Origin of the sequence: Janthinobacterium sp. HH104 (genome assembly GCF_001758715.1) — a bacterium.
In the GTDB taxonomy this organism is placed as follows: domain Bacteria; phylum Pseudomonadota; class Gammaproteobacteria; order Burkholderiales; family Burkholderiaceae_D; genus Janthinobacterium; species Janthinobacterium aestuarii.
This window is the reverse complement of the sequence record NZ_LRIB01000049.1, coordinates 1-25,617: the sequence shown is the minus strand read 5'-3', so window position 1 is coordinate 25,617 and position 25,617 is coordinate 1. Positions and strand designations below refer to the sequence as shown.

Genomic DNA, 25,617 nt, shown 5'->3' with positions numbered 1-25,617 from the left:
GCTATCCCATGGACAAGATCAAGGCCATGCAAACCTTCGTGCGCATCGTCGAGGCCAACAGTTTTTCCAAGGCGGCCGAAACATTGAATTTACCGCGCGCCGCGCTGACGGCTACCCTGCAAAAGCTGGAAGCCTACCTGGGCACGCAATTGCTGCAGCGCACGACGCGCCGCCTGTCGCTGACACCGGAAGGGGCCGAGTACTTTCGCCACTGCATCGACATCCTGAAAGCCGTCGATACGGCGGAACTGGCGTTTCGTGGTCCCGACGCGAAAAAACCGCGCGGCTTGCTGCGTATCAACCTGCCCAATACCGTGGGCCGGCGCCTGATCATTCCCCATATCGCGCAATTTCATGCCGCGTATCCGGACGTGCATTTGCAGCTGAGCCTGACTGACCGCCTGGTCGACCTGACGCAGGAAGGCATCGATTGCGCCTTGCGCGTGGGCACCTTGCAGGATTCCGCCTTCATCGGCAAGCAGGTCGGCCTGATGCGCTTCGCCACGTGCGCCGCGCCCGCCTACCTGGCGCGGCACGGCACGCCGCACACCCTGGCCGACCTGGCCGAGCACAGCGGCATCATGCATTATTCGGGCCGCACGGGACGCGCCTTCGATTGGGATTTCCAACAAGGCAAGGAAGTGGTGCGCGTGCAGATGGCCGGCCCCATCGCCGTCAACGACGCGGATGCCAGCGTCGATTGCGCACTGCAAGGGCTGGGTGTGGCGCAGGCGGCCATGTACCAGGTGCGCCAGCACCTCGACAGCGGCGCGCTGGTGGCCGTGCTGCCCGACTGCCCGCCGACGCCGATGCCGATGTCACTGCTGACGCCGCAAGGCCGCCTGGCCACGCCCAAGCTGCAGGCGTTCGCCGGCTGGATCACGGCCCTGCTGGCCGCCCACCCCGACGTACAACTGCCCGTGCACAATATCTGAAGAAAAAAAAAGCCCGCTACAAGGAGCGGGCTGAATCTATTTTCTTGGAGGAGAATAGAGGAGACGAATGAATTATGCTGCATCGCGGCATATCAATCCAATTGATTGTTGGAATGATAGAAATACGCGAAACGAATAACTACTGTTTACCCCAAAGCAAAAGCTGGGGTCAGACCCGACGGGTCTGACCCCGCATTCATTACTTCGCTGTCGCCGCCACCGGCGTCGCCTTCACATCCGCGGCATACGGCAAGACCTTGGACGCCAGACGGGTGTCGGCCTTGATCAGCGCCACTTCGTCGGCCAGGATGCGCGCCGCTTCATTCAGCAGCACGTCCTTGGCACTCTTGGCGGCCGTTTCGGCGTCCAGCTCGGCACTCAGCGCACGCTCGTCGCCCTGCAGGCCATCGTCGGTGCGCAAGGCACCCTTCACGGCCGCGATCTGCTTGGCCGTCTTGTTGGCCGCTTTCGCGCCCTTCAGCACGTCTTTCGGATCGGGAATTACCACCAGGTCGTCGGCAGGATTCGAAATCTGCGCGATCAGGCGTTTTTCACGGGCCTTGGCGCGCGCTTCCTGGGCATCGCGCTCCTTGCGGCGCACGGTCTCATTGAGCGAAATCTGGTTTTCCTTGCGCTGCTTGACGACGAGAGCGATGTCATCGAGCAGGTACTGGAAATCCTTGTCCTTGGCCACGCGCGCTTCATGTTTCTTGTCCAGCAGCGGCACGATATCCTTCAGGTCGCCCGTCGGCATGTACGGCGCCGGCTTGATGGCCACCCATGGCAGGGCATTGTCATAGCTCGATTCGCCGAAGTTTTCCGTGTCCGACATGGCGGGCAGCTTGATGTCGGGAGTCACGCCGCGCAACTGCGTGGTACCGCCATTGATGCGGAAGAACTGGGCGATGGTCATCTTCAGCTCGCCGAAGCGGGCTTTCTCGCTGCCGCCGAAGCGGTCGAGGTTGAACAAGGTCTGTACCGTACCCTTGCCGAAGCTGCCTTCGCCGATGATGACGCCACGGCCGTAATCCTGCACGGCGGCGGCGAAAATTTCGGACGCCGAGGCGGAGCCGCGGTTGATCAGCACGCCCATCGGGCCATCCCAGGCCAGACCGGTATTGGTGTCGCTTTCCACGTCGACCTTGCCTTCGGCATTGCGCTGCATCACGACAGGGCCCTTGTCGATGAACAGGCCCGTCAGTTCGACGGCTTCGTTCAGCGAACCGCCGCCGTTGTTGCGCAAGTCGATCAGGACGTTGTCGACCTTATCCTTCTTCAACTCGGCCAGCAAACGGCTGACGTCGCGCGTGGCGCTCTTGAAATCCTTGTCGCCACGGCGGCGCGCTTCGAAGTCCTGGTAGAACGTCGGCAGGGCAATGACGCCGATACGGCGCTTGACGCCGTTGTCGCGCACTTCGATGATCGATTTCTTCGCCGCCTGCTCTTCCATGCTGATTTTCTTGCGCACCAGCGGCACGATCACGTGCTTGGCGTCGGGGCCGGCGTCGGCCGGCAGGATGTCGAGGCGCACGACGGAATCCTTGGCGCCGCGGATCAGCTGCACCACGTCGTCGATGCGCATGCCCAGCACTTCGGTGATGGGGCCGCTTTCGCCCTGCCCCACGCCAACGATGCGGTCGCCCACTTTCAGCTTGCCCGACAAGCCGGCCGGGCTGCCCGGCACGACTTCGCGCACGACCGTGTATTCGTCGCGCGTCTGCAGCACGGCGCCGATGCCTTCGAGCGAAAGCCGCATGGCGATGTCGAAGTTGTCCGACGCGCGCGGACCCAGGTAATTGGTATGCGGCTCGATCGACATGGCGTAAGCGTTCATGAAAATCTGGAACACGTCTTCGCTGTTGAGCTTGCGCGCACGGGTCGTGTAGCTTTCATAGCGCTTGTCCAGCGTTTCGCGGATGGCCTTGTCTTCCTTGCCCGCCAGTTTCAAACGCAGCCAGTCGTTCTTGACGCGCTTGCGCCACAGGTCGCGCACTTCCTCGTCATTCTTCGGCCAGGCGGCTTTTTCGCGGTCGATCTGGTAGCTCTCGTCGGCGGCAAAGTCGAACTTGGTTTTCAACAATTCACGCGCATACGCCATGCGCTCGTCGAAACGCTGCTGGTACAAGTTGTAGATGGCAAATGGCGACGTCAGGTCTTCATTGATGATGGCGTCGTCGAGCTTGGTGCGCAGCGGGGCGAAACGGTCGATGTCGGCCTGCACGAAAAACAGTTTTTCCGCGTCCAGGGACTTGAAATAGCGGTCGAAGATTTTCTCGGACATGGCGTCGTCGAGCGGCATGGCCTTGTAATGGACGCGCGTCAATACGCGCGATGCCCACAAGGCGGCCTGCGTTTGCTGGGCCAGCGGCTTCATGGGTAGCGGAGGAGCGGCGCTCTTGTCCGTCTGGGCTGCGCCAGCGTTGGCTGACAGGGCAAGCACCAGGGTGACCAGCATCATTTGCTTCTTCATCGGCTTCTCCGAAAATTAGTTGAATCAATTCCAGGCGGCGCAGCTATTCATGCGCCAGCCAGCAAGACAGTAAGGGGAATACACGACTGGTCTGCATATTATTCTACAGGATACGGCCTGGCAGTCTCCCAAGGAATATCAGTTTCTTCCCGGAAGCTTAAACGCGGATTAAGGATGGCGTCTCATTCATTACAAAGTGAAACATTCGTGACAAAAATCACATCGGCCCCAACGAAGATGACCCAGATGTGCCATTGGAATCCAAAAAGTCAATGGGCCGTTTTTGCAATCCTTGATGTCGGTGATGTTTTTACGCAAAAAAGTAATTCCTGCGGGAAACACTTAGTAACAAAAGGCAAGCAACATGCTATCATCGCGCCCTGAAATCCAGCTTACCCGTGCGCGGCTCCCACAGCCGGCGCGCCTCCGTTTCAGCAGTATCCCCACCAGATCCCCTCCCCGCGTGTCATGTCATGACCAGGAATGGCCGAGCTGATTACCCTTTGCCAGACTCAAACTATGCCTACAATTTCGTTCTCCCCCCGCCACTGGAGTGTCGGCGGCAAGATTACCGTGTTCACGTTTGCCCTCGTCAGCCTGATCCTCGCCAGCCTGACGACCTTGATCAGCATCCGCACCTCGACTGCGCTGGAACAGCGCGCCGAAGCGGCCGTCACCAGCGAACTCAATAGCGTCATGACGACCACGCAAGTGTTCCACACGGCCATGGTCAACGAGGCGGCCAGCTTTGCGCGCCTGTTCGCGGCCGAATTTCCCGGCCCATTCACGGTCGACGCGGGCGCCATGGTGGCCGTCGCTGGCAAGGCCACGCCCGCGCTGGCCAACGGCGGCAAGGTGCTCAACCTCGACACGGCCCTGGTCGACCGCTACACGGCCCAGACAGGCGTGATCGCCACCATTTTTGCCGCCAATGGCGATGAATTCGTGCGCATCAGCACCTCGCTGAAAAAGCAGGATGGCGAACGGGCCATCGGCACCCAGCTCGACCACAACCACCCCAGCTATGCGCCGCTGCGCGCGGGCCAGCGCTTTGTCGGCATGGCCACCTTGTTCGGCAAGCAATACATCACGCAATACGATCCCGTGCGCGATGCGGGCGGCAAGGTGGTGGGCGTGCTGTTCATCGGCCTCGATATCAGCAAGAATTTGGCCATGCTGAAAGAGAAGATTCGCCAGGTCAAGATCGGCCAGACGGGCTACATCTATATCGTCGACACGGCCCCTGGCGCCAATTACGGCCACCTGGTGCTGCACCCGAACAGCGAAGGCAAGAGCGCGCTCGACTTCAAGGCCAGCGACGGCCGGTTGTTCATCCAGGACATGCTGGCGCAAAAAGACGGCGCCATGCGCTACACGTGGACGGCGCCCGGCGAAACGGCCGCCAGCGCGCGCGAAAAGCAGCTGTATTACCGTCAATTCAAGGATTGGCAATGGATCATCGCGGGCGGCACGTTCACGGACGAGATCACGGCCGAAGCGCGCCAGATGCGCAACCAACTGGCCGTTTCCGGCTTCATCGCCCTGCTCGTCTTCGCCCTGCTGCTGTACTGGCTCGTGCGCACTCTCGTGTCGCGCCCGCTGGCCGCCGCCGAAACGGCCGCCGCGCAAATCGCCGCCGGCGACCTGACGGTGCACCTCGACACCAGCAGCCTGGATGAAATCGGCCGCCTGCTGCTGGCCATGAACCGCATCAGCGACAACCTGTCGCAAGTGGTCGGCAACGTGCGCGGCAGCGCCGGGCAAATCGCCACGGCGTCCGGTGAAATTGCCAGCGGCAACCTGGATCTGTCGAGCCGCACGGAACAGCAAGCCAGTTCGCTGGAAGAAACGGCCGCCTCGATGGAGGAACTGAGTTCCACCGTGCGCCAGAACGTCGATCACGCCCAGCAGGCAAGCCGGCTGGCGCACGACTCGTCCAGCCTGGCGGCGACGGGCGGCGCGGCCGTGGCGCAGGTGGCCAGCACCATGGACGCCATCCGCAGCTCGTCAAGCAAGATCGCCGACATCATCGGCGTCATCGACGGCATTGCCTTCCAGACGAATATCCTCGCCTTGAACGCGGCCGTGGAAGCGGCCAGGGCCGGCGAGCAGGGACGCGGCTTTGCCGTCGTCGCCACCGAGGTGCGCACCCTGGCGCAGCGCTCGACGGCAGCGGCAAAAGACATCAAGGACCTGATCCAGGCGTCGGCCAGCACGGTGGACCTGGGCCACGCCCAAGTGAGCCAGGCCAGCGCCACCATGGACACCGTCGTGGCCAGCGTGCAGCAAGTGAGCACCATCATGGCCGAAATCGCCCAGGCCAGCGAAGAGCAGCGCAGCGGCATCGAGCAAGTCAACCAGGCCATCGCCCAGATGGACCAGGTGACCCAGCAGAACGCGGCCCTCGTGGAAGAAGCGGCCGCGGCCGCCGACGCCTTGCAGGAGCAGGCGCAGGAGCTGAACCAGGTGGTGAGCGTGTTCAAGCTGTAAGTGCAATCCGGGTGCTAAGATGGGGAAGAATCCACCTCCCTAGGAGAGACCATGCACGACGACTATGTTTTGATTGCCCGGCTGATGATCCCCACGGATGCGCACGTCATCCGCGGCTGCCTGGCAGCGGCCGGCATCGACGTGCTGCTGACGGACGACCAGCACATGCAGGCCGACATGCTGCTGGCGGCCGCCATCGGCGGCGCCCGCGTGATGGTGCGCGAACACGACGTGGCGCGCGCCAATGACATCTTGGCAGCCTTCGAGCGGGGCGACCTGGCGCTGTCGGATGATGCCGACGTGGGTGCGCCCGTCGCTGATTAATTTACGAGTAGAAACAGCGCCCGCACGCCTGGCGGTAACTTTCGTTGCCGCCAATACTGATCTGCTCGCCTTCCTTGATGCGGCGGCCCTGCTCGTCCACGCGGATGTTCATCGTGGCCTTCTTGCCGCAAGTACAAATATTCTTCAATTCCTCGATATCGTCGGCCAGCGCCAGCAGATAGGCCGAGCCGGGGAACGGTTCGCCCTTGAAATCCGTGCGCAAGCCGTAGCAGATGACGGGCACGCCCTTCACTTGCGCCAACTGGTGCAGCTGCTGCACCTGGGCCGTGCTGAGAAATTGCGCCTCGTCCACCAGCAAACAGGCGACCTGGGGAATATCGTCGAGGAAATTCGTGTCGGCATGGAAGATATCGACCTGGCGCTGCGGGCCCAGGCGCGAGGTGACCCGGCCCACGCCGTAGCGGCTGTCGATGGCGGCCGTGTACAGGCGCACCTGCTGGCCCTGCTCTTCATAGTTGTGCGCGACCTGCAACAAGGCCGTCGACTTGCCCGCGTTCATCGCGGAATACCGGAAATAAAGTTTTGCCACTGCCGCCTGCCCTGTCTGAGTAATTTCAATACTATTTAGTATCTTTTCGAGGCGTGATTATAAATCGCAATGGCGCGCTTGCGGCAGCTTAATAGTCGCGCCATTGGCGCGGCAAGCGGGCAAAAAACGGCGCATACTCGCATCGCGAACCTTGCCGCCGATATGCGAAGCGCGCATATGCAAGCATATAAACATTCGTTCGCCGCACTCGTCCGCCCGCCTACACTGCGCGGCACGGAAGGCGGCTCGGGACACAATCCGGAGCCGTTGTTTCTCTGACAGGAGCCACCATGAATGATCGAATGCCATCCCCATCCCAGCCGCCAGCGCTATACAAGCTGATCGGCAATACCCCACTGGTCGAAGTGACCAGGCTCGACACGGGCCTGTGCCAGCTGTTCCTGAAACTGGAATCGCAAAATCCCGGCGGTTCCATCAAGGACCGCATCGGCCTGTCCATCATCGAGGCGGCCGAAGCGGACGGCCGTTTGCAGCCGGGCGGCACCATCGTCGAGGCGACGGCCGGCAACACGGGCATCGGCCTGGCGCTGGTCGGCCGCATCAAGGGCTACCGCGTGATTCTCGTCGTACCCGACAAGATGTCGACGGAAAAAGTGCTGCACCTGAAAGCCCTGGGCGCGGAAGTGCACACCACGCGCTCGGACGTGGGCAAGGGCCATCCCGAGTACTACCAGGATTACGCGGCGCGCCTGGCGCGCGAACTGCCGGGCGCCTTCTTCGCCGACCAGTTCAACAATCCCGCCAATCCATTGGCCCACGAAACGACGACGGCGCCCGAAATCTGGGAGCAAAGCGGCCATGACGTGGACGCCATCGTCGTCGGCGTCGGCTCGTCCGGCACCCTGACGGGACTGACCCGCTACTTCCGCAAGGCGCAGCCGAAGCTCGAATTCGTGCTGGCCGACCCGCAAGGCTCCATCCTCACGGAATACATCGACACAGGCAAAGTAGCCGACACGAGCGGCTCGTGGGCCGTCGAAGGCATCGGCGAAGATTTCATCCCGGCTATCGCCGACATGGACAGCGTGACGAAGGCCTACACCATCACGGACCAGGAAAGCTTTGATTCCGCGCGCGCCCTGCTGCGCGCCGAAGGCATTTTAGGTGGCTCGTCCACCGGCACGCTGCTGGCCGCCGCTCTCAAATACTGCCGAGAACAGACGACGCCGAAGCGGGTCGTCACGTTTGTGTGCGATACGGGCACGCGCTATCTATCCAAAGTTTACAACGACGGCTGGATGCGCGACCAGGGTCTGTTGCAGCGCGCCGTGTCCGGCGACTTGCGCGACCTGATCGGACGCCGCTACGACGAGGGCGACGTCGTCAGCGTGGCCCCGGGCGATACCTTGCTCACGGCCTTCAACCGCATGCGCGCCAGCGACCTGGCGCAGCTGCCCGTCATCGACGACGGCAAGCTGGTTGGCATCATCGATGAATCGGACTTGCTGCTGCACGTGTCCAGCGACGCCGCCCATTTCGCGTCACTGGTGGGCGCCACCATGACAACGCAGATCGAAACCCTGGCGCCGTCAAGCGGCTTGCCCGCTCTGCGCGCCACCCTGGACCGGGGCTTGACGGCCGTCGTTGCCGACGATGCCGCCTTCTATGGCCTGATCACCCGCTTCGACCTTCTCAACCACTTACGCAGGACACTATCTTGAGCCAGGAAACCACCCGCAAGAGCCGCCTCGCCACGCGCGTCATCCACGCCGGCCAGTCGCCCGACCCGTCGACGGGCGCCATCATGCCGCCCATTTACGCCACCTCCACCTTCGTGCAGGACAGCCCCGGCGTGCACAAGGGCCTCGACTATGGCCGCTCGCACAATCCCACGCGCTGGGCGCTCGAGCGCTGCGTGGCCGACCTGGAAGGCGGCAGCGCGGCGTTCGCGTTCGCCTCGGGCCTGGCCGCCATTTCGTCCGTGCTGGAATTGCTCGATGCGGGCAGCCATATCGTCGCCGGCGACGACATGTACGGCGGCACCTACCGTTTATTCGAGCGCGTGCGCCGCCGCTCGGCCGGTCACGAATTTAGCTATGCCGACCTGACCAATCCCGAGAACCTGCTGGCCGCGCTGCGCCCGGAAACGAAGATGGTGTGGGTGGAAACGCCCACCAACCCCATGCTGAAACTGGCGGACTTGCGCGCGATCGCCGACATCTGCCGCGCACGGGGCATCATCGCCGTGGCCGACAACACGTTTGCCAGCCCGCTCGTGCAGCGCCCGCTGGAACATGGCTTCGACATCGTCGTCCATTCGACCACCAAGTATTTGAACGGCCACTCGGACATCATCGGCGGCATCGCCATCGTCGGCGCGGAAGCACGCCAGGCGGAATGGCGCGAACAGCTGGGCTTTTTGCAAAACTCGGTGGGCGCGATTGCCGGCCCGTTCGACAGTTTTTTAGCGTTGCGCGGCGTGAAAACCCTGGCTATCCGCATGCAGCGCCATTGCGAAAGCGCCCTGGCCCTGGCGCAGTGGCTGGAGCAGCAGAAGGAAGTACGCAAAGTGTTTTATCCGGGGCTGTCCTCGCACCCGCAGCATGCGCTGGCGCAGCGCCAGATGGACGGTTTCGGCGGCATCATCTCGATCGACCTGGACACGGATTTGGCCGGTGCGCGGCGCTTCCTCGAGCGCTGCGAGGTATTCGCCCTGGCCGAAAGCCTGGGCGGCGTGGAAAGCCTGATCGAGCACCCCGCCCTGATGACGCATGCCAGCATCCCGGCCGAACAACGGGCAAGGCTGGGCATCGGCGATGGCTTGATCCGGCTGTCGGTGGGGATCGAGGATATCGAGGATTTGCGGCATGATCTGCGCACGGCGCTCGATGCGATTTGAGTGGATGATTGTCGGATTACGCTGCGCTAATCCGACCTACGGTATACCGTGGCAGGTAGGTCGGATTAGCCCGCGAGGGCGTAATCCGACACCTCACCAACTTCACTCCCCCGGCCGGTACCTGCGCTCCAGGTGCTTCGCCACGTCTTCGGGATAAAACAGCACCTCCTTGAACTCGCCGCGCGCATACATGGCCGCCTGGTCCTTGAAATGCGGCGATGTCGGGTCCCCGCTCTGGCCACCGGCAAGGATGCTTTTCGCCTTGATGCGCGGGCCGAATTCCACGGCCGCGACGAAGCTGTTGCCACGTTCGCCGTAAATACGCCGCTGTTTGCTATCGGTGCTCTTGCTGCTCTGTCCATACGCGGCCAGCGCGCCCCAGTTGCCCGACGCATAAGGCACGGGCAAGCTGGCTTGCGCATCGTCGAACGGCTGCACCACGTCGCCCGTCAGGCGCTGGAAGCGGTTGATCTCGCCCCAGGGCGTTTGCCAGTTGCCGAAATCGCGCTGCAGTTTATCGGCCGCCGTCGCCAGGGCAGCCAGCCGTTGCGCCGCCGTGACCTTCTCCGTCGCCAGAAAATCGACCACGGGTACGCCCTGCTCGCGCGCCTGTTTCCCTGCCAGCTCGGCCAGCTCCTGGCCCCAGAACACGGCCAGCGAGGTGGCCGTGGACGTCAGTGAATAGCGCCAGTCCCAGGCGCGAAGCAAGGCCACCTTGTCGGCCAGCGCCAGCTGTTGCGCGTCACCGGCCGGCAACGCATCGTACGCCGCGAACAGCGGCGGCAGCAGCGCTTCGAACGCCGTCAGTTCGCTGTCGTACGAGGCGGCGATCAGGCTGTCGAGGGTAAAACCTGTTTTATTCTGGAAAACCTTGACGGCATGCAGGCCGCGCGCGTTTTCGCCATACACGGACATGTAGGCGGGATAATCGTGCTGGCGCGGGCTGTTGGCGCCGGCCGCCGAATACGGCCAGTTGTTCGTGTTCTGGATCCAGCCATTCTTCGGATTGAACAGGGTGATCGTTTGCGCCACCGTGTGCAACCCTTTCCATTCCGTGGCCGGGTCACTGCCGTCGACGGGCTGTTTCCAGTTGAAGCGCGGGTCGCGCACGGGGATGAAATTGCCATGAAAGTAGGCGATATTGCCGTCCGCATCCGCGTACACGGTATTGTTCGACGAATTCGTGCGCAGTTCCATCGTCTGGTAAAACGCCGCGTAATCGCGCGCCTTGGTGCGCGTGTACGACTGCGTCAACGCCTTCAAGGGTTCGTTCATCAGGCGCACGGCTACCCAGCGTCCATCCTGGGCACGCACGATGGGGCCATGATGGCTGTAGTAGACGGTGATGGTTTTCGAGCCCATGCCGCCGTTCGCCAGTTTATATGGCAAGGTAATCGGCACGGCTTTCAAGGGGCGCAGGCCGCCGTCATAGCGGTAGAACCAGGCGCCATCCTTGTCGACGATGCTTTCCAGGTATTCATCGATGACGTCGCCGCCACCCGAGGTATGCATCCAGCCGAGACGGTCATTAAAACCCTGGTAGACGAAGAACTGACCCCAGGTAACGGCGCCATATGCATTCAGGCCTTCGCCGCTGGTGACTTGCACTTCGGGACGGAAGTAGAACGAGGTGTGCGGGTTGATCATCAAGAGCGCATGGCCATTTTTCGTGATCGCGGGCGCGATGGCAAAGCCGTTCGAGCCGCTCGGTTCAGGCTCCAATCCAGTTTCCACGCTGGCCAGCGCCACGGTGGCGGGCCTGGCCTGCTGACCATAAAATGCTTCGAGCTGCGCCAGGTTGACCGATTCGATATCGCCGCCGATGCTGCCCTCGCTGAAACTCAAGGCCATCCACGGCTCGAAATGCGCGATCAGCCTGGGTTTGACGTGCGGATGCGTGGCCAGGTAAAAATTCAATCCATCGGCAAACGCATCCATCAACTTGCGCAGCCACGGCGGGCTGGCGCGGTACTGCGCCTGCAGCTCAAGCGGGTCGATGAAAAGCTTCATGCGCAGGTCGCGGTACAGCTCCCGTTCGCCCTCCACTTCCGCCAGCCGCCCCATGGCGTTGATGTAATTGAGTTCCACGCGCGGGAAATCGTCCTCGGCCTGCGCATACATCAGGCCAAAGACGGCATCCGCATCCGTCTTGCCCGTCACATGGGGCACGCCCCAGGTGTCGCGCGCGATACTGACATGGGCGGCCTGCGCCTGCCACCGGGCCATGTCAGTGACAGAAACGGCGGGCGCGGCCAGCACGGGAGGAGCGGCGACGGCGCCGCAGGCGATGGCGACAAACAAGGCACGGCGAGCTGGCATTCACTACTCCAATAATCAGGATGCGTCGATGAGAGTTGCAATCCGCTGGTTGAGTTCCACATTTTCCGCCTGCAGTTGCGCCACCTTCTGTTTCAGGCTGGCGATCTCGCCTCGCAGGCGCTCCGCCTCACTAGGCGCCTGGGCAGCATTGTCCGCCCATGGCTCGTTGCCCGTCTCGGGCGTATCCTGAGATACATGCACCTTCGGCTCGCGCGGCGTGCGCGTGGCGGCGCGCTGTTCGCGAATTTCCTTGGCCGCCTGGCGCAGCAGTTTTTTACCACCGGCGACGGCTGCCACCTGTTCTTCCGGCGGCAGGGATGCCACGGTGGCCGCCGCATTGATAGAGATCGTTCCGGAACGGACGGCTTCCACCAGTTCCGGCGACGCCGCTTTCTGGATTTTCTCGATCTGGCTGATCTGGTTGCTGCTCAGGCGGGCCACCTTGGCGACTTCTTCGCGCGTGCTCATAGGGGGCTTGGGCGCGTTTTCGCCTTCGGGCGCATCGGCCGCGCTGACGGGTGCCGGGCTGCGCGCGGCGACGATTTCCTTCTTGCGCAGGGCCAGCACGCCGCGCTGGAAGTCCGACACGCTGCGGCGCGCCAGGTGATTGTCGATCATCCACAGCATGACGTCGTCGAGCGAGCTAAAGCTGGTGTTCTGGATAGTCTTGAATTCGATGCCGTGCTGGCGGCAGATGGCGTAGCGGTTATGCCCGTCGATCAGCACGTCGTTCCACAGCACCAGCGCATCGCGGCAGCCTTCGGCCAGCAGGCTGCGCTCGAGCGCCGCGTACTCGCTGGCGGTGAGCGGGTCGATATATGACTGCAGCACCTGATTGATAGTGATATTCATGGTTGTCCTCAATATTGCGGCGCGATGGTCCGCGCCGGCACGAATGCTACACCATCCGCCATGCCTGGCCGGGTAAAATCACGGCGGCACAGCTCATACAAAAATACGGACCATGAAAAGAAAGTACGCCACCGCGATCATTTTTACCGTCGCCGCCATCGGCTTCACCTGGGTCAGTCCCTACATCGCCATGTACCGCATCAGCATCGCGGCAAAATCCGTGCGCCTGGAAACCCTGGCGCAGCAGGCTGACCTGCCCGCCGTGCGCGCCAGCGTGGCGCGCCAGTTGCGGACGGCCGGCGAAACGGCCAATGAAGACGATTTCAAGGAAATGCTCGACACCATCGTCTCGCCGCCCGGCATCACGGTATTGATCCTGCACGGCAAGCAAGGGGCGGACGGCAAGCGCCACGACTTCGGCATGGCATACCGCTCGTGGAATGAAGTGGTGCTGCGGCGCAACGGCGCCGGCCCCGCCGCCAGCCAGTTCCTGCTGCGCCGCCATGGCATTTGGGACTGGAAACTGGCGGACATTACCTTGCCGCCGGAATTACTCTGACGAAACTTGATCTAAAACAACACTTACCTAAACCACCATATTGATTTTGGGAAATATTATGTAGAATGCCAACACTTCAGGCGCACCGGGTCGCCAGGGATCCGAGAGATCGCAGATGAAAAGATTGATGTTTCTCGCTGTAGCGGTACTGGTCTCGCTGGCCGGCGTCTTCTATGGCAGCCCGTATTTCACCATGGACAAGATCCGCGCGGCCACCATGGACGAGGATAGCCAGGCCCTGGCTGCACAGATCGACCTGCCACAGCTGCGCGGCAGTCTCGGGCAGCAACTGCATGCCCTGTTCTCGGCGCCGGAAGTGGCCGACGACATCAGTCCCGACGTCATCGATCCCTTGCTCGACACCATGCTGATGCCCGAAGGCATCGTCGCCTTGATGAAGCTCAATGACCGCTACGAAAAGCCACTCGCCAAGGTCAGCGACATCAGCGGCCGCAAGCGCAGCACCAAGCCCGACTACAAACTGCGCTACACCTCCTGGAACAGCGTCGTGGTGCAGCGCGCCCACAGCAAAAGCCATATCGGCGAATTGACCCTGAAGCGCGATGGCCTGTGGAGCTGGAAACTCACGTCGGTGGCGCTGCCCAAGAATCTGCTGGCCGACGCTTAAAACGGCCGCGCACTGCTATCATCTGCCCAACCACATTTCTTTGGAGGCAGCATGTCAGACCTGGTACAACACGCCCTGACCCACGCAGGCAAACCGGCCACCACGCCCTGGGTGGTGACCTTGATCAACGGTGAAAAACTCACCGGCCCCATTTCCCCGCTCAGCGACGGCTGCTACGCCATCGGCTTGGGACAGATCAAATACTTTTCCAGCGACAAGGTCGCCTGCCTGAATGTATCGGGCGCCGGCGCGTTTCCCATCTGATGACGGGGCCGGAGGGGCCGGACGCCACGGATCTGGCGGCACATCTGCAGGCGCTGGAAGCGGCGCTGCAAAGCCAGGCCGTGCGCGCCGACAGCGCCAAGCTGGCGGCATTGCTGGCCGACGAGTTCATCGAATTCGGCAGCTCGGGCACGCTATGGACGCGCGCGGCGACCCTGGCGGACTTGCCGGCGGAGGACTTTTGCCTGCGCAGCATCAGCGATTTTCAGGCCCGCTTGCTGGCCAACGATGTAGCCTTCGTGACCTACCGCTCGCAGCGCCACGCCAGCGGCGCCCTGCCCGCCGGCGCCAGCTTGCGCAGTTCGCTGTGGAAGTGGCGCGATGGCCGCTGGCAAATGACCTTTCACCAAGGTACGCCGATACCTGTCTGAACAAGTATCCCATGTCGAAAAGTTGTTTTTTGACACGCAAAATCTGATTGATTTAATGAATTTTTTGTGTAACAATGAATTTAATAAATAAAACAAATAAATTATCTAAATCGGTTTTTTGAATTAATTCGATCCTCGCACCACGAATCCGTGTTCTGGATAGAAAAGCACTGCGTAAGGCATGACCCGCTGCCAGGCAAGCGCCTGCCACCCGTCCCACGCAAGCCCCCTTTCTAATCGTCACCACGTATTTTGGGAGAGACATCATGGATAAATTCACCGTACGCACCCAGCTCACTCTGGCTTTCGGCCTGCTGGTCTTTTTCCTCATCGGCATCTCGATCCTGTCCGTGCGGAGTTTCTCCACCTTCAACGCCGGCTTTGACCAGTATGTCAACGGCATCACGGCCCGCGCCAATACGGCGCACCGCGTGCGTGACGCGATCGACATGCGCGCCGTGGCGGCCAGGAACCTGGTGCTCGTCACCAAGCCGGAAGACCTGGAAATCGAACGCAAGCAGGTCTTGCAGGCGCATGCCGATGTTGTCAAGAACATGCAGCAGCTGCTGCAACTGGCACAGCTGCCGGAAGTATCGGACGAGGTGCGCGCCATCATCAGCAAGATCGACAGCATCGAAAAACGCTATGCTCCCGTGGCGCTAGGCATCGTCGACCTGGCGCTGCAAAAGAAAACCGAACAAGCCATCGTCAAGATGAACGAGGAATGCCGTCCCCTGCTGGCCGCCCTCGTCGCCGCCAGCGATGAATATTTCGCCCTGACGGACAGGCACTCCGCCGTCATCCTGCAGGAAGACAAGGAGCACTACATTCTCAACAGGAATATCCTCATCGGCGCCAGCTTGCTGTCCATCGTGCTGGCGGGCCTGGCTGGCTGGCTCATCACGCGTAGCTTGCTCAAGGCGCTGGGCGCAGAACCGAAACAGCTGTGCGACGCCGTCAGCCTGCTTGCCGCTGGCGATCTGACTGGCAAACTCAGTGTTGCACCGACCGATAGCGTCAGCGTGCTGTCGGCACTGCAGCGCATGCAGGAGTCGCTGACCACGGTCGTATCCTCCGTGCGCCAGGATTCCGACACGGTCTCATTGGCCGCCGAGGAAATCTCCACCGGGAATAGCGACCTGTCGCTGCGCACGGAACAGCAAGCCAGTTCACTGGAAGAAACCGCTTCCTCGATGGAAGAACTCACGAGCACCGTACGCAAGAATGCGGAAAATGCCCGCGAAGCCAATGTGCTGGCCACGACGGCATCGGACGTCGCCAGCAAGGGTGGCGCCGTGGTGGGCCAAGTGATGGGCACCATGGACCTGATCAGCGAGTCGTCGCGCAAGATTGTCGACATCATCAGCGTCATCGACGGCATCGCCTTCCAGACCAATATCCTGGCCCTGAATGCGGCAGTGGAAGCGGCGCGTGCCGGCGAACAGGGCCGCGGCTTCGCCGTCGTGGCCACTGAGGTGCGCGGCCTGGCGCAGCGCAGCGCCAGCGCGGCCAAGGAAATCAAGGAACTGATCGATGATTCCGTGAGCCGCGTCGATGCGGGCTCCAGGCTGGCAGCGCAAGCGGGCACGACGATGTCCGAGGTGGTTGCCAGCGTCGCCCGCGTGAGCAACATCATCGCGGAAATCACGGTGGCCAGCCAGGAACAGTCCACCGGCATCGAGCAGATCAACCAGGCTGTGGCCCAGATGGATAGCGTCACGCAACAAAACGCGGCCCTGGTGGAAGAAGCGGCGGCGGCGGCCGAATCGCTGCGCGACCAGGCCAGCCATCTGGTACAAACCGTGAGCATCTTCAAGACGCACGACAGCCATGTGGCGGCACCCGCGCCAGCACCTGCGCGCGCCAGCCGCAAGCCGCTGCGCCTGGTACCGGCGCCGGCCAGCAGCCCCGTCAAGCGCCAGGCCGCACCGGCAAAACACCGTTCGGTACAAGCGGAAGCCGTGACGGCTGGCGACTGGGAAGAGTTTTAATTGACCAGACCGGGCATGCGGCCACGCATGCCCCACGTCACACGCACAGGGAGATAGCCGCAGGCGTCGCCTCCCTGTCGCGCAGCAACAACAAGCCCCGTTCCAAAAAAATCCGCGGCAACTGTTGTATTTCCCGTGCCCGGGCACGGTCAGCGCCGCAAAAACCATCGCTCTGTTTGCGCTCCCGCAGGAAACCCCAGCACCATGCCAGGCCGCTGTTGCGCTCGCACAAGCCTGCCGGCACTCCACTATGCACCCACCAGATATTGACGACAAATACGATTTTATTCGCGTATTCAGTCGAAACGGATATGAATAGCCGCCGCTGGAAAATGGCATGAATACCAAAACTTTCCGTGCTAGCATGATTTTTCGTTCAGCTGGCCAGCGCCAGCTTGCATGCCCCCAACAACCTCGACCGACAGGAGCCGTTTCATGATGACACCGCATGCCAGCACAGTACGCCACACCCTGATTGCCCTGGCAATCGCTGCCGCCTTCCCCTTGCAGGCGATGGCGCAGGCACAGGACAACGTCCCGGCGCCGGCCGCCGACGCCCCTGCCGCTCCGGCGGCACAGGCCGGTCCTGGCCAGCTGGAAACGGTGATCGTGACGGCGCAGCGGCGCGCGGAAAACATCAAGGACGTACCCATGTCAATCGCCACCCTGAAGGGCGACAAGCTCGACACCCTGACGGCCGGCGGCGCCGACATCCGCTTCCTCAACAGCCGCTCGCCCAGCGTCTCGGTCGAATCAGATTACGGCCGCACCTTCCCCCGCTTCTACATTCGCGGCCTGGGCAATACCGACTTCGACCTGAACGCCTCGCAACCGGTGGGCCTGGTGATGGATGACGTGGTACAGGAAAACGCCATGCTCAAGGGTTTTCCCGTGTTTGACGTCGACCAGGTCGAGGTGCTGCGCGGCCCGCAAGGCACCCTGTTCGGCCGCAACTCACCGGCCGGCGTGATCAAGTTCGATTCCGCCAAGCCCGTCTTCAAGACGGAAGGCTACCTGAGCGGCGGCTTCGGCAAGGATGGCATGAAGAACCTGGAAGGCGCCTTCAACGTGCCCGTCAGCGACACCGTCGCCCTGCGCTTTTCCGGCCAGACCCAGCGCCGCGACGACCGCGTGCACAACCCGCGCCCCACCGGCACGCGCGACTTCGAAGGCTATGAAGACAGCGCCGCCCGCCTGCAGGTGCTGGTCAAGCCCACGCGCGACTTCAGCGCCCTGTTCAACGTGCATGCGCGCAACCTCGATGGCACGGCCACCTTGTTCCGCGCGAATATCCTGAAACAGGGCACGAATGACCTGGTCGACGGCTTTGATTACGATAACTACCCGACCGACGGCATCAACCGCCAGCACCTGAAAACCAAGGGCGGCAGCATGCGCCTGAAATGGGACTTGCCGGGCGTCACCCTGCATTCGATCACCGGCTACGAAAAACTCGATTTCTTCAGCCGCGCCGACGTCGACGGCGGCTATGGCGCCGTATACGCGCCGCCGATGGGCCCCGGCTTCATCCCCTTCGTCGTGGAAACGGCCGACGTCATCCCCAACCACAAGCAGATTTCGCAGGAATTCCGCGCCGAGTCGTCTGCCCGCGGCCCGCTGCAATGGATAGGCGGCCTGTTCTATTTCAAGGAAGATATCCAGATCGACAGCATCGGCTTCAACAGTCTGGCGCCCGGCAATCCGCAAAGCCCGAACTACGCGACGCAAAACCAGAGCTCGAAGTCGTACGCGGCCTTCGGCTCGCTCAACTACACGGTCTCGGACGCCCTGAAACTGCGCGCCGGCCTGCGCTACACGACCGACAAGAAGGATTTCTCGGCCAAGCGCGTGGAAGCGACCACGGCCGGCCCCTTCAACCTGAACGACACGTCGCACAACGTCAGCTGGGACTTGAGCGGCACCTATGTGCTCACGCCGGAAACGAATGCCTACGCGCGCATCGCCACCGGCTACCGCGCGCCGTCGATGCAGGGACGCCTGAACGGCCTGGCCGACCGCCCTTCGTTTGCGGGCGCCGAGAAAGCCTTGTCCGTCGAGGCGGGCATCAAGCAGGATCTGTTCGACAAACGCGCACGCCTGAGCCTGGCCGTGTTCCAGTACCGGGTCAAGGACAAGCAATTGACGGCCGGCAGCGGCGCTGTCAACATGAACCAGCTGATCAACGCCGACAAGGCCACGGGCCGTGGCGTGGAACTCGATTTCCAGGCCAACCTCAGCGATTCGCTCAGCATGACCCTGGGCGGCAGCTACAACCACACGGAAATCCAGGACAAGAAGCTGTTCGTGCAAAGCTGCGGCAACGCGCAAAACAACCCGGCCAGCGGCTGCACCGTGACCGACCCGCTGGGCCCGTTCAAGGGTACGGCCTACATCGACGGCAACCCACTGCCCCGCGCGCCGGAATGGCAAACCAACTTCACCCTGAAGTACAGCATTCCCCTCGCCAATGGCGAGTTCTACGCCTACACGGACTGGGCCTACCGCACCAGCTACAACTTCTTCCTGTATGAAGCGAAGGAATACAAGGCCAAGGAATTGCTCGAAGGCGGCTTGCGCGTCGGCTACAAATGGGACAAATACGAAGTCTCCGCATATGGCCGCAACATCACCAACCAGGTCCAGTCGCTGGGCGCGATCGATTTCGACAACCTGACGGGCATCGTCAACGAACCGCGCACGTATGGGGTGCAGTTCAAGGCGACGTTCTGACGGCCGGTAGATAAACCGGACAGCGTGGCTCAGGCACAAGATGGCGTGATGCACATCACCTGTGCTAGAATCTCGCCGCGCTGCCCGGATGGTGAAACTGGTAGACACTGGAGACTTAAAATCTCCCGCCTGTAAGGGCGTGCCGGTTCGATTCCGGCTCCGGGCACCAGCGCACAGAATTCAGAAGCATCGAAAAAGCCACTAAATCCAATAAAATCAACGGGTTAGTGGCTTTTTTTACGTCCCGGCATTTCCCTTAATCCAGATTAAACCCGAAAAAAACCAGTAGCGATTACGCCAAATTTACGCCATGATTACGCCTCAACGAGAGGGATGCATGGCTTCATTCAGGAAACGGGTTGGCGGCTGGCGGGCAGAAATCGCCATCCTCGGCACACGGGAATCTAAAACATTCAGCACCAAGGCCGAGGCTGCGGCCTGGGCGTCGGAACGCGAGACCGAAATCCGGCGCGGCGCCGACAGTGGCATCGTCATCGGGAAAAGCTGTGGCGACGCATTCGACAGGTATCTGGAAGAAGTCTCCATCCACAAGCGCGGCGAGCGCTGGGAAAGGCTGCGCCTCAACGCCATCGGCGAAGTGGTCATTGGCGGCGTGAAAATCAAAGATATCAAGCTGGCCAACGTGACACCTGAACTGCTCGGCGCCTGGCGCGATCAGCGCATGACTGGGGAAAGCAAGGTCACTGGCGCCACCGTGAATCGCGAGCTGAACTTGCTGTCGCACGTCTTCACCACTGCGCGCAGGGAATGGAAATGGCTTGCCGCCAGTCCGACCAGCGACGTGCGCCGCCCCAAGCCCGCCGCCTCACGCGAACGCATTCCTACCGAGGATGAAATCGAGCGCCTGTGCAACGCACTTGGCTTCGCCGACGAGCCTGTGACGACGAAGAGCCAGGCCGTGGCGGTCGCGTACCTCTTCGCCATCGAGACGGCCATGCGGGCCGGGGAAATTTGCGGACTGATGCCCGCCTGGGTTGACGGCGCCGTCGCCCGCCTCCCCGCCTCGATCAATAAGAACGGCGTACGGCGAGACGTACCGCTATCGACGCGCGCGCTGGAACTACTGGCGCTGCTGCCGGACTCAGTCGATGCGCCATTATTCGGAATTTCCACGGCCTCGCTCGATGCCCTATTTCGCAGAGCGCGCGAACGATCTTGTATCGAGGGGCTGACATTCCACGACAGTCGGCATGCAGCCATCACGCGACTGGCAAAAAAACTGAACGTGCTGGACCTGGCGCGGATGGTCGGCCACAGGGATTTGCGTATGCTCCAGGTCTATTACAACGAGAGTGCGGAGGATATGGCGACCAAGCTCGGATAGGCAGGGAAAATGCGACGACACCAAGTAAGAGCCCCCATGGATGCTGCGTTTTTTTTGGGAGGGGCGCACATAGCAGTATCCGTGTGCGGTGCGGACGCGGGGCGCAGGGAGGAGTTAGCCCCGCATGCGGACTCCCACACAACGACGTTGCGCTGCAGCGCGACGGCTTTCCGCTTCATCTGAATAGCTATTGCCCTAACGGCAGCATCCGCCGTTCAGGCCGTGTACGAATGAAGGACCCGCCCTCACGTCCGTTCGATAGTTCTTACATGAAGGTTCGAGTCATCGACACTCCGGAAAAATTATGCTCTTCTATTAAAACGCCAAATTTCGACTGCGCGTCTTGAGACTTTACATTTTCAGGTTCAAGCTCAAGTATTCGACACACCCCATTTATTCCAGCACAGAAATCCGGATCAATCGAAATATCTGCACCCTTAACAGTAATAACCCCCTTTGCGTCCAAGTAAGTTATTTCATCTTTAAGAATAGGGAACCTTTTGGACAATTTCTTAGAGATTTCATCTTCGGAAATATCACTTCGTTGCGCTGATAGCAATTTAGATCTAGAATCAAACAAATCAATCAACTTATACAAGTGTGCGAGTCCCGCTGGTCCTTCAGCAATATAGTACTCCACGCCAACTTGCTCAGGATTAGAGAGAGGACGGCCGAAAAACTTCTTTCGCACCGAACGATCACGAAACCAACGCTTTACTCCATTCACAGCTCCCTGCCAGGCGATAAGAGGCAACACAATAACAAATACAAAAATGATAAATTCTAAAATAAAAATAACAAAATAAACTGGACCGCGCAGAATATGAACTATCAATGAGTCAGCGTGGAATATCCCTGACACAAGAGAAGATTTCGATGCAATCGCACTATCGATGACCTCAAAATTCTTGATACCTGCAATTTTCCCTACAGCTTTGAGCGTTGGAGTATTGCCCAGATCAGATAGAACAAGGAAGTCAAGAATCATAAACTCTCCCCGTTCAAGAAGCACCGGATCGATTCGAATAGAGGTTTCGGCAAGTAAATGAACTCCACCTTTCTTTTGAAGGAATTCGTTGCTAGCGGTAAAACGAGATATCTCGACCACCTTTCCCTTTGAAACTGAAAGCGAAATAGGTTCTCCCTCCTCAAAGTCTCCTTTCAGAATATCCTTGTTACCGGCGTTGGTAATTTTTACACTAAGTAATCGAAGAGTTTGAGACGCCTTCCTTAAATCAACACCAGCATAGGTAACCCCTAATTTACTAACATCCGTTCTAATATCAAAAACTGGATTATTAGTTAGTAACTCTATCGCAACAGCAGCTTGCCGTTCGTAGAATAATGTTCCATAGATGCCAAATGAGATGCCAGATATTGCGACAACAGCCATCGGCCCTGGGGATTTTATAAAATTCCAAATTTTTGCCAGCACAGATCCCCCACCTACCAGAAAATAATATATTAACACTCACCTAAATTTATCTTAAAATAAATTCGAAAAAATCTCTAATTTTGAGCTTTGCCCTTCATCGTGGTCACTACGGACCTCCAGGCGTCCAGGCTCGTGTTCATTTTTTCACACGCGGTGGAAGCGGATCAGCTACAGCAACGAGGCGTTCTGCTGGATACTGCTGAAACAAATCCTCTTCGGTCACAAGGGAACCATCAAGCCAGCCGTGATACTGGTGTGGGTCGAGGATCATCACCATCCGTTTTTCATCATCCGGCTTGTGGAAGCGCTGCATGAGCGGGTGGCCATCGGCGTTTATCGTCAGCATCGAGAATGACAGCAGCAAGTCTTGCGGCCGAAATTCCCATATCCCGGCGATGGCGGCCGGCATGCCATCGGCGCGCTCGATGCGCCAGCGAATCGGTTTTCCAGTCTCATAGCAAGGTTCAAAGAAATTATCGGCAGGGATAATGCAGAACTGTTTGCGCTTCCAGGCATTGCGAAAGGATGGCTTCTGCGCCACGGTTTCGGTGCGGGCGTTGTAGGTCTGGCGCGCCAGCTTCATATCGGCCCAATGGGGGACCATCCCGAAACATGCCGGCGCGACTTCCAACTCACCGGGCACCTCGTGCGACGCGCGAATGATCGGCGCCATGTATCCTGGCCAGGCTTCCGGCGGCAGGTCAAATTGAGGGGAACGGACAGCAAAATGCTGTTCGATTTGATCGCTACGGCTGGGGGTATAGTCGGCGCACATGCAATTTATTCTACCTGCCTTCTGGCATTGGCGGCGGCTCCGTCCCGACAAAACACAGCCAGGACTGCGCGTAGTCGCAAAATAGCATATCTTTCTTGCTGCGCTCAAACCCTGACAACACCATGCGCCCGTCCCGATACCAGAGCAAATTCACATCGAAAAGTGTGTCAACGTATTTGCCGCTATCTCCGTAAGTGAAGCGGGCCAGCTTTACCAAACGGTGCAAGCCCTGGTCTGTCGTTTCAACGACTTCCAATGTGCCAGACCGGGCCGAGTGGTAGCGATCATTCAGCCTTCGCTTGGGCACCTCCACCCCATCAAGGCGCATCTTTAACATTTTAACAATCATCGTGACACCCGAATAAAATACTGTATGTACATACAGTATATCAAGAGTTTTTGAGGTCGCAATACTCGGCAATGACGCGAGACATGAAGATCAATGAAGCTCCGAACAAGGACGCCAGTACATGGGCCAGAATCGCCCCAGGACGCGGCGCAGCGCAAAAACAACGCCGTTCCCATGCCGCAATACCACCAGCACGAAAAAGCGCTCAAAGTGCGTCAAAATGCGTCAAATCGCATGCCCCCTTTTCGCCCGGCCGCGCCAGTCCTCATGCGCCTTCGGCCATGGCGCAAATTTGAGTCAAAAGACCCCTATATAGCGGGCAGGTGTGGAGGGGGGACAACTGCGCGCGCCGGGCCGAAATGGGCTTTTTTCTTACATCAGATGCAACATCATTCGCTGGGGCGTGAAAAAGCCGCCTCGTGGGCGGCTTGCACGGTGGGAGGAGAACTCCGGCGTGGAGGAAGTGTGCGGTGCCACGCCCTGCCGACAATAGCAGCGTGGCGGTCATCCTGGTGCGGAAGGAACGGGTAGCGTAGTGGCGGGACAGCGTACAATCGAAGGCCAACAATGATAACCTCTCGACAACTCCTCCTTGCAGACAGCGATATACCCTGAGACACCTTATGAAAAAGATGACGGCGACAGAAAAGAAGGCTATTACTCAAGACTGGAAAGAAGCGATTGGTGCGTATGAAATATATAAGCCACTTCACTTATTGAAGCGTAACGGTCCTCTACTGACTGGCATTTATCTACACCCCGTGTATGGCGAGGAACACTATGTTCCCGTGTTCCACACGCACTCACTGATGACGCCGTTTCCTGTGGTTTCGCTGGCCACACCGAGTCCTTTACTGAATGGTAAAGGCGTAGATGAGTCAATAAGTCCCTTGCGCCACTCAACCAAGTTCGATGAACTAGTTGAACGGTTTGGATTGCAATGCCCTACTGCATTTCTCAACACACTTACCTGCTCCACGCTGGACACCCTGTATAAAGATGCTGTAGCAAGTGAGCATAACTTCCCGATACAAGCCATGACCGACAATGTCTTGTTGCTGGCTTGGTGCAAAAAGGAGGCAAGGGTCGCCGAACGTATTGCGTATTACAAACTCATCTTGCAGGGATGGCCGGAAGGTGTAACCCAACACGTAGGGGGAGCTACAGGCTGGGAGCGTGAAATCAAGACGTTATTAGAACCTCAACGTCTTGTAGAGTCCGTTACACAAGAATTGAAAAAATTCAAGTTGAGTCACATGCCAGATCACTCACTGGCATGTGACTAATCCTGTGCGGCCGGCGCGCGCCTTGGCCGCCTGCTCCTTGTCGTAGTCGTCGCGACAGTCCGCATTGCAGAACAGCAGCGCGGGCGCCAGCGGCTCGTCGCAGTAGTGGCAGCAGCCATGCGACGCCAGGGCGGGCCGGCGCCGCACAGCGGCCAAGCCGCGCGCCACCTCGGCAAAGATGATCTTGTCTGTGTTGTCGACGTGGTCACTCATTGCGCGCCCTCCTTGCCCAGGCCCAGGTCATACGGGGCAAACTTCACCACTTCCACGCCTGCCCATTCGTTGATCGCCATGAACTGCGCCTGCAGCGGCACCAGCTCATTGCGCGCGAAGACGCGCGCGGCCGGTTCCACGGCGCCGAAGCCGCCGGCATTGTTCGGCAGGATGCCCATCAGCTGGGGCGGCACGCGGTGCGCGGCCAGTTGGTCGTCGCGGGTCACGCTCTTGATGTTGAAAAACTCGTCCTTGGCGGCCACGTCGGACACCGGCAGAATCTGGATGCCGTCCTTCTTGCCGTTCGGCGCGTACATGAACAGGTTGCGAAAGTTGCCCGGTCCCTTGCTGTCGCGCATGGCCTGGCGCAGGTTGTCCACGTCCTGGGTGTTGGCGGCGGCGTCCGTCATGTAAAAAACGAAGCCGGCGTGCGAGCCGTTCTTGTAGTACTTGCGGCGGAACAAGGTGGCCGCCTCGTTGAGCCAGGCCGATTGCAGGGCGCTCAAGTACTGCGGAACGCCGTACAGCTCCTGATTCACGTCCGGTTCCATCAGGTGGAAGACGCGGCCCTTGTCGAACTGGTGCACGGCCTGGTAGCCGTTCACAAAATAATAGGTATCCAGATCGACGCCGCGCCGCATGTACTTGGCCAGCGCGTGCTGGAAGGCCAGCGCCTTGCCGCTGCGGCTGGGGCGGTCTTCCAGGTAGGCATTGCCGAATGTGAGGAAGTCCAGGGCCATGCGTTTAAAAGCGTCGCGCGACAGGTACTTGCTGGGGATCAGCGTCGACGCCAGCACATTGGCCTTGAAGTGGATGGCGCTGCTGTGGTGCACGCCCGCGTTGAACGACTTGG

23 protein-coding genes and 1 tRNA gene are annotated in these 25,617 nt (G+C 60.2%); 14 read left to right on the top strand and 10 right to left on the bottom strand.

The window, feature by feature from the left end; translation table 11 throughout:
* Positions 1-8: 8 nt before the first annotated feature.
* Positions 9-935, top strand: a complete 927-nt coding sequence (locus tag JAB6_RS23160) for a LysR family transcriptional regulator (protein ID WP_070304879.1) — start codon at positions 9-11, stop codon at positions 933-935.
* Positions 936-1,134: 199 nt separating this feature from the next.
* Here the strand turns inward: JAB6_RS23160 and JAB6_RS23155 are convergent, their stop codons facing one another.
* A complete protein-coding gene (locus tag JAB6_RS23155) occupies positions 1,135-3,405 on the bottom strand; it encodes a carboxy terminal-processing peptidase (RefSeq protein ID WP_034755182.1) in 2,271 nt (756 codons plus the stop codon).
* 519 nt (positions 3,406-3,924) lie between these two features.
* On the opposite strand from JAB6_RS23155, the gene JAB6_RS23150 reads away from it, so the two are divergent.
* Together JAB6_RS23150 and JAB6_RS23145 are read left to right on the top strand one after the other, a co-directional pair.
* Positions 3,925-5,895, top strand: coding sequence for a methyl-accepting chemotaxis protein (locus tag JAB6_RS23150; RefSeq protein ID WP_070304878.1), 1,971 nt, complete (start codon positions 3,925-3,927; stop codon positions 5,893-5,895).
* Between the two features lie 51 nt (positions 5,896-5,946).
* Positions 5,947-6,219, top strand: coding sequence for a DUF2007 domain-containing protein (locus JAB6_RS23145; RefSeq protein ID WP_034755175.1), 273 nt, complete (start codon positions 5,947-5,949; stop codon positions 6,217-6,219).
* A 1-nt stretch (position 6,220) separates the two neighbouring features.
* Here JAB6_RS23145 and JAB6_RS23140 read toward each other — a convergent pair whose 3' ends face one another.
* The gene (locus tag JAB6_RS23140; RefSeq protein WP_034755172.1) at positions 6,221-6,769 is read right to left on the bottom strand and encodes a thymidine kinase; all 549 of its coding nucleotides are present in this window, start codon (positions 6,767-6,769) and stop codon (positions 6,221-6,223) included.
* Positions 6,770-7,071: 302 nt separating this feature from the next.
* Here JAB6_RS23140 and JAB6_RS23135 point away from each other — a divergent pair, with 302 nt between their 5' ends.
* Together JAB6_RS23135 and JAB6_RS23130 are read left to right on the top strand one after the other, a co-directional pair.
* Positions 7,072-8,451: a cystathionine beta-synthase gene (locus JAB6_RS23135; protein WP_070304876.1), complete on the top strand. Its 1,380-nt coding sequence runs from the start codon at positions 7,072-7,074 to the stop codon at positions 8,449-8,451.
* Positions 8,448-9,629 (top strand): PLP-dependent aspartate aminotransferase family protein, encoded by a 1,182-nt coding sequence (locus JAB6_RS23130; RefSeq protein ID WP_034755167.1) that lies wholly within the window; start codon positions 8,448-8,450, stop codon positions 9,627-9,629. The genes JAB6_RS23135 and JAB6_RS23130 overlap by 4 nt, the downstream gene beginning before the upstream one ends.
* Positions 9,630-9,731: 102 nt before the next feature.
* Here JAB6_RS23130 and JAB6_RS23125 read toward each other — a convergent pair whose 3' ends face one another.
* A complete protein-coding gene (locus tag JAB6_RS23125; protein ID WP_070304875.1) occupies positions 9,732-11,948 on the bottom strand; it encodes an acylase in 2,217 nt (738 codons plus the stop codon).
* A gap of 15 nt (positions 11,949-11,963) precedes the next feature.
* Positions 11,964-12,800, bottom strand: coding sequence for a hypothetical protein (locus JAB6_RS23120; RefSeq protein WP_070304873.1), 837 nt, complete (start codon positions 12,798-12,800; stop codon positions 11,964-11,966).
* A gap of 112 nt (positions 12,801-12,912) precedes the next feature.
* Here JAB6_RS23120 and JAB6_RS23115 point away from each other — a divergent pair, with 112 nt between their 5' ends.
* From JAB6_RS23115 to JAB6_RS23100, 4 genes are all read left to right on the top strand, one after another.
* Positions 12,913-13,359 (top strand): DUF2939 domain-containing protein, encoded by a 447-nt coding sequence (locus tag JAB6_RS23115; RefSeq protein WP_070304871.1) that lies wholly within the window; start codon positions 12,913-12,915, stop codon positions 13,357-13,359.
* Between the two features lie 127 nt (positions 13,360-13,486).
* Positions 13,487-13,987, top strand: a complete 501-nt coding sequence (locus JAB6_RS23110; RefSeq protein WP_070304869.1) for a DUF2939 domain-containing protein — start codon at positions 13,487-13,489, stop codon at positions 13,985-13,987.
* A gap of 51 nt (positions 13,988-14,038) precedes the next feature.
* Positions 14,039-14,251, top strand: a complete 213-nt coding sequence (locus tag JAB6_RS23105; RefSeq protein WP_034755154.1) for a hypothetical protein — start codon at positions 14,039-14,041, stop codon at positions 14,249-14,251.
* Complete coding sequence (locus JAB6_RS23100; protein WP_070304867.1) at positions 14,251-14,640, top strand: DUF4440 domain-containing protein; 390 nt, start codon at positions 14,251-14,253, stop codon at positions 14,638-14,640. Before JAB6_RS23105 ends, JAB6_RS23100 begins: the two co-directional genes overlap by 1 nt.
* Before the next feature lie 52 nt (positions 14,641-14,692).
* Here JAB6_RS23100 and JAB6_RS29140 read toward each other — a convergent pair whose 3' ends face one another.
* Positions 14,693-14,908, bottom strand: a complete 216-nt coding sequence (locus JAB6_RS29140) for a hypothetical protein (RefSeq protein WP_139143487.1) — start codon at positions 14,906-14,908, stop codon at positions 14,693-14,695.
* Here JAB6_RS29140 and JAB6_RS23095 point away from each other — a divergent pair.
* The 4 genes from JAB6_RS23095 to JAB6_RS23080 all read left to right on the top strand — a co-directional run bounded on the left by JAB6_RS23095 (position 14,907) and on the right by JAB6_RS23080 (position 20,706).
* Positions 14,907-16,631 (top strand): methyl-accepting chemotaxis protein, encoded by a 1,725-nt coding sequence (locus tag JAB6_RS23095; RefSeq protein ID WP_070304865.1) that lies wholly within the window; start codon positions 14,907-14,909, stop codon positions 16,629-16,631. The genes JAB6_RS29140 and JAB6_RS23095 overlap by 2 nt on opposite strands.
* A gap of 438 nt (positions 16,632-17,069) precedes the next feature.
* Entirely contained in the window at positions 17,070-19,361 is a 2,292-nt protein-coding gene (locus JAB6_RS23090) for a TonB-dependent receptor (RefSeq protein WP_083292933.1), read from the top strand.
* An 82-nt stretch (positions 19,362-19,443) separates the two neighbouring features.
* Positions 19,444-19,530: transfer RNA gene (locus tag JAB6_RS23085), tRNA-Leu, on the top strand.
* 168 nt (positions 19,531-19,698) lie between these two features.
* The gene (locus JAB6_RS23080; RefSeq protein ID WP_070304861.1) at positions 19,699-20,706 is read left to right on the top strand and encodes a site-specific integrase; all 1,008 of its coding nucleotides are present in this window, start codon (positions 19,699-19,701) and stop codon (positions 20,704-20,706) included.
* 265 nt (positions 20,707-20,971) lie between these two features.
* Here the strand turns inward: JAB6_RS23080 and JAB6_RS29135 are convergent, their stop codons facing one another.
* From JAB6_RS29135 to JAB6_RS23070, 3 genes are all read right to left on the bottom strand, one after another.
* Positions 20,972-22,141 (bottom strand): hypothetical protein, encoded by a 1,170-nt coding sequence (locus JAB6_RS29135; RefSeq protein ID WP_139143486.1) that lies wholly within the window; start codon positions 22,139-22,141, stop codon positions 20,972-20,974.
* 136 nt (positions 22,142-22,277) lie between these two features.
* Entirely contained in the window at positions 22,278-22,916 is a 639-nt protein-coding gene (locus tag JAB6_RS23075; protein ID WP_070304859.1) for an SOS response-associated peptidase, read from the bottom strand.
* Positions 22,917-22,926: 10 nt separating this feature from the next.
* Positions 22,927-23,253, bottom strand: coding sequence for a hypothetical protein (locus JAB6_RS23070; protein WP_070304856.1), 327 nt, complete (start codon positions 23,251-23,253; stop codon positions 22,927-22,929).
* A gap of 635 nt (positions 23,254-23,888) precedes the next feature.
* Here JAB6_RS23070 and JAB6_RS29130 point away from each other — a divergent pair.
* Positions 23,889-24,551, top strand: coding sequence for a hypothetical protein (locus JAB6_RS29130; RefSeq protein WP_139143485.1), 663 nt, complete (start codon positions 23,889-23,891; stop codon positions 24,549-24,551).
* On the opposite strand, the gene JAB6_RS23065 is transcribed toward JAB6_RS29130, so the two are convergent.
* On the bottom strand, positions 24,534-24,764 hold the full coding sequence (locus JAB6_RS23065; RefSeq protein WP_070304853.1) for a hypothetical protein: 231 nt from the start codon (positions 24,762-24,764) through the stop codon (positions 24,534-24,536). The two genes, JAB6_RS29130 and JAB6_RS23065, sit on opposite strands and share 18 nt — an antisense overlap.
* A partial coding sequence (locus tag JAB6_RS23060) for a phage portal protein (protein ID WP_070304850.1) occupies positions 24,761-25,617 on the bottom strand: 857 nt, incomplete at its 5' end. The genes JAB6_RS23060 and JAB6_RS23065, both read right to left, overlap by 4 nt.

Bases quoted from the DNA above. Each gene is read 5' to 3' on its own strand.
- JAB6_RS29130 (WP_139143485.1), top strand. From the start codon at position 23,889: ATGAAAAAGATGACGGCGACAGAAAAGAAGGCTATTACTCAAGACTGG.
- JAB6_RS23105 (WP_034755154.1), top strand. From the start codon at position 14,039: ATGTCAGACCTGGTACAACACGCCCTGACCCACGCAGGCAAACCGGCC.
- JAB6_RS23115 (WP_070304871.1), top strand. From the start codon at position 12,913: ATGAAAAGAAAGTACGCCACCGCGATCATTTTTACCGTCGCCGCCATC.
- JAB6_RS23070 (WP_070304856.1), bottom strand. From the start codon at position 23,253: ATGTTAAAGATGCGCCTTGATGGGGTGGAGGTGCCCAAGCGAAGGCTG.
- JAB6_RS23135 (WP_070304876.1), top strand. From the start codon at position 7,072: ATGCCATCCCCATCCCAGCCGCCAGCGCTATACAAGCTGATCGGCAAT.
- JAB6_RS23100 (WP_070304867.1), top strand. From the start codon at position 14,251: ATGACGGGGCCGGAGGGGCCGGACGCCACGGATCTGGCGGCACATCTG.
- JAB6_RS23110 (WP_070304869.1), top strand. From the start codon at position 13,487: ATGTTTCTCGCTGTAGCGGTACTGGTCTCGCTGGCCGGCGTCTTCTAT.
- JAB6_RS23125 (WP_070304875.1), bottom strand. From the start codon at position 11,948: ATGCCAGCTCGCCGTGCCTTGTTTGTCGCCATCGCCTGCGGCGCCGTC.
- JAB6_RS23120 (WP_070304873.1), bottom strand. From the start codon at position 12,800: ATGAATATCACTATCAATCAGGTGCTGCAGTCATATATCGACCCGCTC.
- JAB6_RS23065 (WP_070304853.1), bottom strand. From the start codon at position 24,764: ATGAGTGACCACGTCGACAACACAGACAAGATCATCTTTGCCGAGGTG.
- JAB6_RS23145 (WP_034755175.1), top strand. From the start codon at position 5,947: ATGCACGACGACTATGTTTTGATTGCCCGGCTGATGATCCCCACGGAT.
- JAB6_RS29140 (WP_139143487.1), bottom strand. From the start codon at position 14,908: ATGATGTCTCTCCCAAAATACGTGGTGACGATTAGAAAGGGGGCTTGC.
- JAB6_RS23080 (WP_070304861.1), top strand. From the start codon at position 19,699: ATGGCTTCATTCAGGAAACGGGTTGGCGGCTGGCGGGCAGAAATCGCC.
- JAB6_RS23090 (WP_083292933.1), top strand. From the start codon at position 17,070: ATGACACCGCATGCCAGCACAGTACGCCACACCCTGATTGCCCTGGCA.
- JAB6_RS23160 (WP_070304879.1), top strand. From the start codon at position 9: ATGGACAAGATCAAGGCCATGCAAACCTTCGTGCGCATCGTCGAGGCC.
- JAB6_RS23095 (WP_070304865.1), top strand. From the start codon at position 14,907: ATGGATAAATTCACCGTACGCACCCAGCTCACTCTGGCTTTCGGCCTG.
- JAB6_RS23155 (WP_034755182.1), bottom strand. From the start codon at position 3,405: ATGAAGAAGCAAATGATGCTGGTCACCCTGGTGCTTGCCCTGTCAGCC.
- JAB6_RS23150 (WP_070304878.1), top strand. From the start codon at position 3,925: ATGCCTACAATTTCGTTCTCCCCCCGCCACTGGAGTGTCGGCGGCAAG.
- JAB6_RS23075 (WP_070304859.1), bottom strand. From the start codon at position 22,916: ATGTGCGCCGACTATACCCCCAGCCGTAGCGATCAAATCGAACAGCAT.